We start from the raw sequence: 10949 nt of genomic DNA, 5'->3' as shown, positions 1-10949 counted from the left end.
TGCCGGCCCCGACGTTCGACATGCACACGATGCGCGGCACGCCGTGCTTCGCCATCGCGGCGAGGACGACCTTCACCGAGTCCGAGACGAGCGTGGTTGGCCGGCCGTCGCCTTTGCCGCCGATGCCGAGGCAGTGGATGACGGCGTCGGCGCCGCGGACGCAGCGTTCGACATCCTCCGACCCCGTTGGGCTGCCGCCCAGAACGGTGAGCCGCGAATGGCTCAGCGACACGCGGCCCGGTTCACGAACCAGCGCCGTCACCTCGTGGCCTTGCTCAAGCGCCTGCGAGAGTACGAGTCCACCGGTGAGGCCGGTGGCGCCGAAGAGGGCGAGCTTCATCGTGTCCTCCCCGTCGGGCAGCCCCTGGCGCTCGGCGAAATCGAACAGCAGCTGCGCGGTGCCTGGCTCCTACCGTTAGGCGGAGAAACATCGTTGCTAATTAAACACATTGTTACCGCATGCGCCATGAAAATGAGTGCTGGGCGTTGAGAGGACCACTGCCGCATCGTCGGTGCCCTCAGTAGCGCAGGCCGATGCGCAGCACCAACGCCTCGCGCGCTGCCAGGGTGAAGCGCGACTCGTCCCACTTGGGGCTCGCCATAGCGTAGGTGCGGTTGTTCGAGACGCCGTAGCCCTCCGACGGAATGCCCACGAAATTCCTGTCTAGCCGGACGTTGCCGTTCTCGTCATGCACCACCGCCACCGCGTAGGCGCCGGGCGCCAGACCATCAAACACGCACGCGGCCTGGGTGCCATCGATCCGGGCGCGCAAGGTGCGCACGCCCTCGCCGTCCGGGAAGCTGGCCGCGTCGGTGAACAGGCGGCAGTTCAGTGTGCCCTTGGCGTTGCGAAAGGAGGCCACCTCCACCCGCAGGGTGGCGGCACCCTCGTCACGAGCCTCCACCGGCGCGGCCATCCATGCCGCGGGTAGTGCGGCAACGCAAAGCGCCGCCAGGATTCGGTTGCGGTGACTCATGGTGTTTTCTCCAACGAGGTTGCAGCGCGAGGCTGATTGAGACGAAGGCTGGCCAGCACATCGGTCACCGCGAGTCGGGCCAGCCGCTCGCCGTCGCGGTCGAAAGGCGTGATGCCCTCGACTTCGAGGGTGACCGGCCCGTGCACCGCGGCCCATAGGCGCACGGCGGCCTCGCGGGCGTCGTCCGGCCCCGCACCGAGTGCAGCGCGCGCCTTGGCCACCGCGGACTCCACTGCGCCCAGGGCCAGCCGCGCCTGCTGCCGCGAGTACTCGGTCGGTAAGTGCTCGGGCAGTGCATTGCCGAACATCACACCGAACAGCGCCCGGTGCGCGAGCGCGAAGCTGCGGTAGGTGAGCATCACCGGCAGCAATGCCTGCACGGGGTCGCGGTGGCGGCGCCGCTCCCGCTCAACGGTAAAGCGCAGCCGCGCGAAGCCCTCAACCTTCAGGCCTTCGCTCAGTCCGTTCTTGCCGCCGAACAGCGTGTAGACGACCTTCGTGGAGCAGTTGGCCCGTTGCGCCAGGTGACGCAACGTCAGTGCCTGCGGCCCGTCCTCAGCCAGCAGCCGGGCCGCCAGCTCCAGCAGCCCGCGGCGGACCACGTCATCGCCCGCGGCGCGGGCACTCTGGTAGTCAAAGCTATCGTTGGTGACATTCATTGGGTAACATTGTTACCGACTTGACCAAATGGAGTCAAGCGCAGACCGGCGTGACCATGAGCGTGCGGAGACGCGTGGCGTTGCTGGATTGGGCGCGACAAGCCGATGCCTGGATCTTCGAAGACGATTACGACAGCGAGTTCCGTTATGTCGGGCCGCCTTTCGCCGGCGGGTCGAACGGGAATTGGCCCCGGCATTCAAGACCGCCTGCACCGCGCTTGCGGATATCGCTGCCATCGACGCCGAAATCGCGACCGAGAACCGCAAACTCGACGCGGCGGGCCGTCGGGAGCGCATCGCCTCGACCGGACGAACGGCCGGTTCCCGGCGATGACCGAGCCGGTGGCGTCCTACGACGGGATCACGTGGGCGGACAACTTCGGGGGCACGGCTTCTGCACCCGCCTGCGGTCCGAGCAGCCGCGCAACCTCGGGGCGACCCTGTCGCCGCTCGACACCTTCCTGCTCCTGCAGGGCTTAGAGACGCTCCCCCAGGCTCGGTTGGCGCTGGTCGCTTTTCAGTTTTGCGAGGCGCCGCAAGACCAGCCAATCGCGAAGCGGGGTCGGAAGCCATTCGAGAAAACAATAGAGGTAGACATTCTTGCCCACGAAGACTCTCGCCGGCGGGCGGCGGGAGCGCAGCAGTTTTTCGGTAGCGCGAGCGATATCGCTGGGCGGGGAGCCATCAATTGATCGAATCTCATTTTTCATGAACTCGATGGTCCCCCCATAGAGTTGCTTGTGCTCATCTGACCACTGACTCGCGGCAGCGTCGATCGCGGCGGTTGCCTTTCTCCAGATTTCGGTTTGAACATCTCCTGGCAGAACATTTGAAATCGGGATCCCCCAAGGTTCGAGCTCGAGTCGGAGCGCATCGGTGGCGGCTTCGAGCGCAAACTTGGACGCGCAATAGGCGCCGTTAAACGGCATCGAACTCTTTCCCGAGATCGAGCTCATGTTCACAATTTGTCCGCCCTGTTTTCGAATCACTGGCAAGAATTCTTTGATCACTCTGAGTGGGCCGAAGTAGTTGACCTCCATCTGCAAGCGAATTTCGCTGATCGGTTCTGGCTCGAACGGCGAGCCGAAAGCAACGCCCGCATTGTTGACGATGGCGAGCGGCTGATCGGGGCTAAGCTGACTTTCGATGAAGCGCCGCGCGGTGCGGATCGAGTCTTCATCAGTGACGTCGATGGCGACATAGCGAAGTGAATTCGACGAGCTTGCCAGCTCACGCTTTTCCGTTGGCTTCTCGGCTTCGCATCGTGCGCCAGCGAAAACCAGATAGCCCTTCGCGACGAGCAGTTCGGCGATCGATTGACCAATGCCCGAAGTCGCGCCCGTGACCAGGACTGCCTTCGCGCGAGCAGACTTGGCGTTAACTGATATTGTTGAATTTTTGGCGTCGGACATGAAGACCTCCAGTTCAGCGAACTTATGTGAAGTTTACGATGATGCCAGTTGGACGGCTCTATCAACGTCATTCGGCCGTTTTGGGCGCATGCATTTCCGGACCGTTGATGAGAACCGGGCTTTTGATCCCGCCAAAGATCGCCCATTTTGGCCGTTGATTGAACACTTCGGGCGCTTCCGCCACGCCATCTCTGCCTTTTCGAGGCTGATCAGCCGCTTCACATTGTCGACGAGGTTCGCCATGCCGATCTTCAGCGTGGCACGGGCGATACTGATCGTGCGGATCACGAGGCCCATTCTCGACTTCTGCTCGGCAAAGATATGCTCGACATGGCTGCGGATTTTCGGTTTGCCGCCGTTGGTGATCGCTGTCCGACGCCGAGTGCCACCCCGGCGGCAGCGGCGCCGATGACGATGGCGCAGACCAGGCCGGCGCCGGTCTCATGCGCCCAAATGCCCGCGCTGACGCCGATGAATGCTGGAAGCGCGCAAAGACGGCCAGCATGAACAGCAACCAGCAGAGCGCGCCGATGGCGGCGAGCGAACCGATAATGACGAAGACTATCATGGTAGCGGCCTCCGTGAGAATAGGTCTGACGGGTGCGCCTGCCACCGGGCGTCTGGCAAATACTCGGCGGCACGTTCCACGAGGCCACGGCAGGCGCCCGAAATGATCAGCATCACGCCCTTGAGGCCCCGCTCGACCAAGTGGCGGAGGAATGCCGACCAGCCGGATTTATCTTCATTGGCCCCTTCACAAATCCCTAGGATCTCTCGGAAACCCTCGGAATTGACGGCACTTGCGACCAGAAGGGAAACATTGCGAACTTCACCGGCCCAGCTGCGCCTCATCACGATCCCGTCGAGATAGAGGTAGGGATGCTCGCCGCCGTGCACAAGAAATCGTCCGTTATCATTTTCTATCGCGATCTTGCACCTTCCGATCAAGACAATGCGTCAAACGATGATCGCGGATCACGTACCTTCGTTGCCCGTGCATCACGTGTATTCAATGTCGCACAAGTTGATGGCTTCACGGTTCCAGAGCTTCAAACTTCAGTTGATCGCATCGATCCATGTGAAGCCGCAGAGGCTTTGATCGCATGCACCCATGTGAAGATCTCCATCGGTGGAGATCGCGCATTCTATAATCGCATGAGCGATCAAATCACTATGCCAGATCGCACACGTTTCATTGGTACGAAATCAAGCTCGCCCACCGAGGCTTGGTATTCCACTTTACTTCACGAACTTACGCATTGGTCAGGTGCAGAACATCGTATGGCTCGCACATTTGGCGAACGCTTTGGCGATGACGCCTACGCTATGGAAGAAATGGTTGCAGAGCTTGGCGCGGCATTCTTGTGCGGCGATCTTGGGATCACCGTCGAACCACGTCCCGATCATGCTGATTACATTGGTCACTGGCTTCGCATCTTGAAGGCGGATCGCAAGGCGATCTTTGCCGCTGCATCTGCTGCAAACAAGGCTTCAGAATTCTTGATGACCTTTTCTCAAACTCAACAACGAGAGGCGGCCTAACGGCTGCCTTTTCTCTAATGAGCTGACCATCAAGATTATGAGCTAGGGCGCCCTGCCACCCAAACTAACCCGCTCCATTGACCCTTTGGATACATCGCTGTGAAATCACGTGCTTCATCGCGTTTCAAACCTAGTCGCGACATTACATTTTGAGATCGCAGATTATTTGAGGCAGTATAGGATAAAATTTCGTGCGTTTCCAAAACTGTCCAAGCGTGATGTAGCGCCTGAAGTGCGCTTCGCGTCGCAAGACCCTTGCCCCAAGCGGATCTACAGAAACGCCAGCCAATTTCGTAATGAGAACCAAGCGGATGATCTAGGTCAGTTCGCCTCATAACACCTGTATAGCCAAGAAATTGTCCACGAGCACTGACGACCGCCCATCGCGAAATGCCGTGAAGTAGCCATGCGTCGCGATACCGATCAAACTTAGCGTCGCTTGCTTCCCGGTCGAATACGCCACCAAGATCAGCCATAACATCGGCATCTCTTTGCATTTCGACAAAGGATTCTCGATGGATTTCGGCCCAGCATTGAAGTTCGAAAGTTTCATCATTCATTACAACCATAGCTTATCCGATTCAACACTAGCCTGCTACAGGTTCGCTTTGCAGACCGTCAAATTCTGCGATGGATCAGTTCGAAGATCAGCAGAGAACCCAGACGGCTCCCAATTTCATGCGCGTTTCAAACGTCGTGATGGATAATCGGTTTAGCCTTTCAGGCTGCCTCCTTGTTTGGGATCATCCAGTAACAATGACGGTGAAGCTGGCAGGGTTCGGCCCATCGTCAACGGCTTGCCCGATCCATTCGCGTCTTTGCAATCCGCTCCCGTGTTGGCCGTTCCCCTTCCTTCGATTCCTTGGGCGGTGACGCTACGCCTTTGCACCCTGCCTGTTGGCCTCCCGTCCACTGGACGACCCCAAACAAAACGGAGGCAGACATGAATAGCGATTATCAAATCATCACAAAAAACTGGCGTGGTATTGAAATCGAAATCCGCTGGCAAAACAGTTATGTTGAGTTTGAAGATGGCAGACATCTTGGTCATCTAGAAGTTCAAAGCATGAAGCCTGCACGTGCAGCTCTGCCCGTCTCAGAGACAGGCTATCGCTCGCACTTCATCGATGCAAAATCAGTGATCAATGCAGGCGGCCCAGCCGCCTTTGTCGAGGCATGGTTCGAGGATGCAGGTGCCGAAAAATGCTGGTACAAATGCCAAGCGCGCCAAGCCGCAAGCAACCAACTCTCGCTCTTTTAGAGCGGGAGTGTCACGCTCAAAAGAAACATATATATTTCATTTGATGTGGAAAATAGAAACACATATATTTCTAAAATAAATTGACAATGAAACATATATGTGTCACTATTGGGGCTAAGGATAACAATATGAGCCCTGACCAAACCCTTTTAGCCCGCAAAAATCTGGATCGCCGCTTGAGCAAGCTCAATCGTGAAGCCGTCATCGTGCCTCCGTTTGGCTGGGTGCGGGCAATCCGTGAAGCACTTGGCTTATCTCCTCAAAAACTGGCAGAACGAATGGGCGTTACGCGCCCTCGCGTAAACACGCTTGAGAAAGCCGAAGTGACAGGATCAACGACGATCAAAAGCCTTCGCGAAGCCGCCGAAGCGATGAATTGCACGTTCGTCTATGCCATCGTGCCGACGACTACACTCGACGATATTTTGCGTGATCAAGCCGCAAAGAAAGCCGATACAGAACTTGCGCGCTTTCACCATACTATGCGCCTAGAAAATCAGGCGATGGATAAGTGCGATCTTGCGACCGAGCGCGAGCGACTGGTTTCAGAGATGCTCATGGGTTCACTTCGCCGTGTATGGGATGACGAATGAGCGATCCTCTTTTCGACGATGATGATGAAGCGAACACACCTCTTGAACCTGAAGAGCGTGAGCAGCTCATTCCATCCTACATCACGCTTCGCCGTGAGTTGAACGAAGCCGAACAGATCAACATCGCCGATGCAGCCAAATGGCTCGCATCACGCAAGCGCGACGTGCTCGATGAAAAGTTTTTGCGCACATTGCACACGCGCATGTTCGGTAAAGTGTGGAAATGGGCGGGTGACTATCGAAAGACGCCGCGCAATATCGGTGTTGAAGCATGGCGTATTCCCATGGATGTTGCGCAAGCCATCGATGATGCAAAATTCTGGGTGGCAAACAGCACATTCAGCGCCGATGAAATTGTTGTGCGCTTTTCGCACCGATTGGTGGCAATCCATCCATTCCCCAATGGGAATGGACGTTTCTCGCGTATGGTAGGCGATCTGTTCGCCCAGCAACTAGGTCAGCCACGCTTTTCCTGGGGCAGTCAAAATCTCGTTAATGCGACGACGACACGACGAGCCTATGTCGAAGCATTGCGTGCAGCCGATGCGCATGATTTCTCGCTATTGATTGCCTTTGCACGATCTTAGTTTGCGAAGCGTTTTCTCACCTGATTGATTAGTGTCGCGGCTTGGCGGATTGTGGCCTCGGTTGTGTCAGCTTGGTTCTCACTTGATCGCGTATTGATAGTCCAAATCCCGCTCGCATTCATTCATGGGTTTATCGATCAGACGCTCCTGCGTTCAAGGTCGCTCGCTTCAGTGCCTTGCAGCTCCGCGCGATAGTTTGCATCCGCAAAACCTTTGATCACAGTCTTATTCGTCTGGTCGCTTTTCTCCCCATGACGCAGCGGGAATTGTCCCAACGCGATCTAACGAAGGAGAACCAATATGACTGACACAACAACCAAATCCCGCCCAAGCCACCGTTTGTTCAATGTAACAGGTGACGGCGAAAACGCCCGCTGGACTGACATCGGCGTTGCATGGTCAACCAAGGACGGCAAAGGCTTCACGATCGCACTCAATGCCATCCCCGTAAACGGCCGGATCGTTATGCGCATAAACGAAGACAAGCCAACCGCCAACAAGAAGGGGAGCTAACGCTCCCCTGCGGGGCTTCACTGGTTCAGCCCCTCATGGGGCTGGGCCTCAGTAGCCAGCGCCTGAAACCACCCCCCAAGACAGAACCGCCCTGCCCTCCCGATTGTCGCATCAGCAGTTACCAACTTTCACCAAAAGGATTACCATCTGGAAAGAATTGTTCATTAATTGAATCACCCAACAATTTTACTCAGGGTTATGATGTTAATTTTAGTGTTTGGGGAACGTGCGATGCGAATAAAAACATTAATTTTTACGACCGCGCTATTTACATGCGGAGCGATGTCCTCGTCATTCGCCGCCACTGGCAAGATAAACTGTGCCTTTGGCAACGCCAAATATACAATTCCCGGTGAGACGGAATACGAATTGTCATTTAGGCGCATGCCCACCGAAGACCCCCGATATGAGCTGGTTGCGGAATTGCGAAGGACCACGACAAATCAGAGGTGGAGATTTGAGACCACAGCAACTAATGGATATATGAGCGAGTACCTCGTCCCGAAGTTCCCCGGTTTAGAAGAACAGTTGAAGGTCTTCTTCTTTGACAAAAATGATGAGGCGTCGACGGTATCGCTGGTTTGGATGCCATCGAGAACAGACCCGGCTCCTATTGGCATTTTCATACCAGATCTCGGATCAAGTATGTATTATGCATCGGGCCTAGATGATGGGATTGCAAATGGTGATCGGTTGATCATTCCAACCGAGATGTGGACTTTATCTTCGTGCAGTCGAAATTGACCGAAACTTTATCTCAATTCAATTTCCGCTTGATCATCGCTCGCCTCAAGCCGGGGACTAGAGACGCCCGTCACGCGCTAAATGATTTTGGAAATTCTGGATGTTGTGACAGCATGCGACCAGACATCTGAATTGAATATGGACAATGCTTTACTAAAAATGACCAATTTGGACGTTACCTTAACCCAGCACCCAGTCGGTCAAGGCGGCATGATGAGCGGTCTGCTCGAGATTGCCGGTGGACGGTTCCATTGGGTCTATGATTGTGGATCGAACCAAAGGGATGCGCTGACGCGCGAAATAGCTAAAGTGGCTACCAATGGCGACGTGGATTGCCTTTTCCTGTCACACTTAGACAGCGACCATGTAATCGGAATTGACCAACTCCTTGCTAATGTCCGCGTGCGAGAGGTCGTGTTGCCCTATCTCAATGACCTTGACTGCCTTTTGCTGGCAGCACGCGATGCCGCAAGCGGCGCTTTATCTGGGACAAGTTTGACGTTGTTAGCGGACATCCCCGGATGGTTTGGATCGCGCGGTGTGGATCGGGTGACATTTATCGAGCCTAATAATGACGACGAAGGTGCTCCGCTTGGTCCAGACCCACCAGAAGGAGGACTAGATCGTCGTGTAGAAGGGGAGATCCGGGCGAAATGGTCGGGCCATGACCAAGGTCAGGCCTCCACTCCTATTGGTGCGGAGACAAAAAATTTGAGTGTCACAAAACTTCAAACCCGAGAGACCCTGCAGCTAGTAGCTCCAGACGGGCTGCCATTGGACTGGGTCCTCGCGCCTTATGCGCATCGCCCCTCGGCGAAGCGATTGAAGACTTTTGAGGAAGCTCTAAAGCGAATGTTTGGCCGAAAATTACTTACTAAAAAATTCTGGTTGTCCGCCCTTACTGACTCGGAAATGCGTATAAAGTTACGTGAATGCTATGGAGTAATCTGGTCAGACCATAATCTCGTGTCGATGGCACTCTATGCCGGACCAGTTCTGGGTAGTGACTGGAGCGGCTATTGCGTGAGCAACCCCAAGCTATGGCATTCCTGCAATTTTCAAGATGGCGTTGGCTGGCTCGGAACCGGCGATATGCACCTCGACGTCAAAATTCGGCGCACGAACTTCCTGAACCACTACAAACACTTGTTGCCCCGGGTAAACGTGTTTGGCCTCCCTCACCATGGATCGCGGCACAACTATGATTTGAACCTGCCAGATGCGATGGTGAATGCTAGCCAATTCGTTGCGGCAACTGGTCCGAACCCCTACGACCATCCCAGTACTCTAGTTAAAGAGTCCGTGCGATCCAAAGGCAGGCAATTTGTCAAGGTCAGCAACAAGGACAGGTCAGTTCTACAATGGCGACACTGGGCATGACCCTAACTCTTCGTCAACGCGATATTGCTCGGCACTTGGCGTTGCAAGCGATGGGTCGGCTTCGAACGACTTATCCAGAATTGGCGCGAGCTATTAGTTGGCATCATCCTCAAGGCCGTGGGTTGGGCGGCGACCTTTGGGAAGTACTGGAGTACATGCATGGACAAGGATTGCCTTGCCTAACCGCAATTCTATGCACCACTGGAACTAGTGAGCCGCCGATAAATGCGCTGGAATACATCCACCAAGTTTACGGCCCGATTGTAATCCGAGATGAGCAAGAGCGCGTTTTCGCATTTGACTGGTCCACCGTGCCGGAAATGGGCTTCGAACAGCCTTTGGCACCAGAAATAGATTTTGACCGAATTTTTGCGACCAGAACGTGGGGCTTCTCTCCCGGGTCATGGGGAATGACCAGTTTCACTCACAAGACAACTCGCGATCAAATCCTAGAACGGATGGGGGGCAAGCCAATCTATGTAGTGTACTTTTGCAGCCAACATTCGCAAGCAATCGAAGGGCATGTTGGCCGATTCAACATTGCCCCCGAAGATGTTGCCCGAGTACTAGGGATCGTCGAAGTTCTGCCAGAAGTAGCATCTCACGACACTCATACCGCCCCGGAAGCAGTTCGGGATATGCTCAGTTTATGGGGGAAGCGACGCTGGGAATTTGGCTTGCCAATAAGCCGAGCTTGGGCATTCGAAAAACCTCCCTGGACACGGCAGGTTTTACCCCAAGCACGTTCCACTTCATGGGAAGCGACACGGGGTATAGTACCGCTAACTGATGAAGAAAAGCATCTTATAAGGCAGCATCGGCTGCTGGAAGTACCTGTTTATGGTCGGGAAATGGTGCAGGTCGCTTATTCATTTCGCGAGCCAATGCACACAACCTATCTGGCTATTTGCGAGAACCCGGAAGTATTGGCCAAAACGCCTGCACCCGTTGGCACCCTTTTGGTCAAGATCGGCGTATCCGGCGATACCGAAAGGCGTTTGCGCGACCTCAATGATCATCATTTCGCGAAGATCTTTAGTCTAAAATTTCGAATGATGGCAACAAAGCGATGGGCGAACCAAAACGAAGCTTTGGCCAGTGAAACCTCCGCGTTGGAATGGGCATTGGACAATGCGACACAGCACGCGTCTGGCGGATCGTGTCCCACGGCGTGGTGTAACAGCGGCGTCATGAGGTAGCCGGTTTAGGGCTGAGTTGATCATGTTCAGGGGACTGCGCTGAGCATGACGATGGGATCATTGCTTAAAGGTGCGAGAGTTT

At 55.5% G+C, this 10949-nt stretch carries 14 protein-coding genes; 7 read left to right on the top strand and 7 right to left on the bottom strand.

Annotated features, from left to right (window positions below; translation table 11 throughout):
• The 6 genes from ACIQ20_RS16635 to ACIQ20_RS16610 all read right to left on the bottom strand — a co-directional run.
• On the bottom strand, window positions 1–340 hold a 340-nt coding region (locus tag ACIQ20_RS16635; protein WP_395782295.1), incomplete at its 3' end, for an NAD(P)-dependent oxidoreductase.
• 178 nt (window positions 341–518) lie between these two features.
• Window positions 519–977, bottom strand: coding sequence for a DUF2141 domain-containing protein (locus ACIQ20_RS16630; protein ID WP_395782293.1), 459 nt, complete (start codon window positions 975–977; stop codon window positions 519–521).
• Complete coding sequence (locus ACIQ20_RS16625; protein WP_395782291.1) at window positions 974–1636, bottom strand: TetR-like C-terminal domain-containing protein; 663 nt, start codon at window positions 1634–1636, stop codon at window positions 974–976. Before ACIQ20_RS16625 ends, ACIQ20_RS16630 begins: the two co-directional genes overlap by 4 nt.
• Window positions 1637–2112: 476 nt before the next feature.
• The gene (locus tag ACIQ20_RS16620) at window positions 2113–3048 is read right to left on the bottom strand and encodes an SDR family oxidoreductase (protein ID WP_395782289.1); all 936 of its coding nucleotides are present in this window, start codon (window positions 3046–3048) and stop codon (window positions 2113–2115) included.
• 67 nt (window positions 3049–3115) lie between these two features.
• The gene (locus tag ACIQ20_RS16615) at window positions 3116–3616 is read right to left on the bottom strand and encodes a hypothetical protein (protein ID WP_395782287.1); all 501 of its coding nucleotides are present in this window, start codon (window positions 3614–3616) and stop codon (window positions 3116–3118) included.
• The gene (locus tag ACIQ20_RS16610; protein ID WP_395782285.1) at window positions 3613–3900 is read right to left on the bottom strand and encodes a transposase; all 288 of its coding nucleotides are present in this window, start codon (window positions 3898–3900) and stop codon (window positions 3613–3615) included. Before ACIQ20_RS16610 ends, ACIQ20_RS16615 begins: the two co-directional genes overlap by 4 nt.
• Window positions 3901–3927: 27 nt before the next feature.
• Between ACIQ20_RS16610 and ACIQ20_RS16605 the strand changes: the two genes are divergently transcribed.
• Window positions 3928–4590 carry an ArdC family protein gene (locus ACIQ20_RS16605; RefSeq protein ID WP_395782283.1) on the top strand — a complete coding sequence of 221 codons (663 nt, stop codon included), beginning with the start codon at window positions 3928–3930 and terminating at the stop codon, window positions 4588–4590.
• 35 nt (window positions 4591–4625) lie between these two features.
• Here the strand turns inward: ACIQ20_RS16605 and ACIQ20_RS16600 are convergent, their stop codons facing one another.
• Window positions 4626–5150, bottom strand: coding sequence for a GNAT family N-acetyltransferase (locus ACIQ20_RS16600; protein WP_395782281.1), 525 nt, complete (start codon window positions 5148–5150; stop codon window positions 4626–4628).
• Window positions 5151–5533: 383 nt separating this feature from the next.
• On the opposite strand from ACIQ20_RS16600, the gene ACIQ20_RS16595 reads away from it, so the two are divergent.
• The 6 genes from ACIQ20_RS16595 (at window position 5534) to ACIQ20_RS16570 (ending at window position 10867) form a co-directional block, all read left to right on the top strand.
• On the top strand, window positions 5534–5851 hold the full coding sequence (locus ACIQ20_RS16595; RefSeq protein WP_395782279.1) for a hypothetical protein: 318 nt from the start codon (window positions 5534–5536) through the stop codon (window positions 5849–5851).
• A 128-nt stretch (window positions 5852–5979) separates the two neighbouring features.
• Window positions 5980–6444 (top strand): mobile mystery protein A, encoded by a 465-nt coding sequence (locus ACIQ20_RS16590; protein WP_395782277.1) that lies wholly within the window; start codon window positions 5980–5982, stop codon window positions 6442–6444.
• On the top strand, window positions 6441–7031 hold the full coding sequence (locus ACIQ20_RS16585; RefSeq protein ID WP_395782275.1) for a mobile mystery protein B: 591 nt from the start codon (window positions 6441–6443) through the stop codon (window positions 7029–7031). The genes ACIQ20_RS16590 and ACIQ20_RS16585 overlap by 4 nt, the downstream gene beginning before the upstream one ends.
• Window positions 7032–7331: 300 nt before the next feature.
• On the top strand, window positions 7332–7544 hold the full coding sequence (locus ACIQ20_RS16580; protein WP_395782273.1) for a hypothetical protein: 213 nt from the start codon (window positions 7332–7334) through the stop codon (window positions 7542–7544).
• Between the two features lie 825 nt (window positions 7545–8369).
• Window positions 8370–9668 (top strand): MBL fold metallo-hydrolase, encoded by a 1299-nt coding sequence (locus ACIQ20_RS16575; protein ID WP_395782271.1) that lies wholly within the window; start codon window positions 8370–8372, stop codon window positions 9666–9668.
• A complete protein-coding gene (locus ACIQ20_RS16570) occupies window positions 9650–10867 on the top strand; it encodes a hypothetical protein (RefSeq protein WP_395782269.1) in 1218 nt (405 codons plus the stop codon). The genes ACIQ20_RS16575 and ACIQ20_RS16570 overlap by 19 nt, the downstream gene beginning before the upstream one ends.
• Window positions 10868–10949 lie beyond the last annotated feature (82 nt).

Source organism: Aquidulcibacter sp. (assembly GCF_044346625.1).
Lineage (GTDB): Bacteria > Pseudomonadota > Alphaproteobacteria > Caulobacterales > Aquidulcibacteraceae > Aquidulcibacter.
This window is presented reverse-complemented; position numbering and strand designations above follow the sequence as displayed.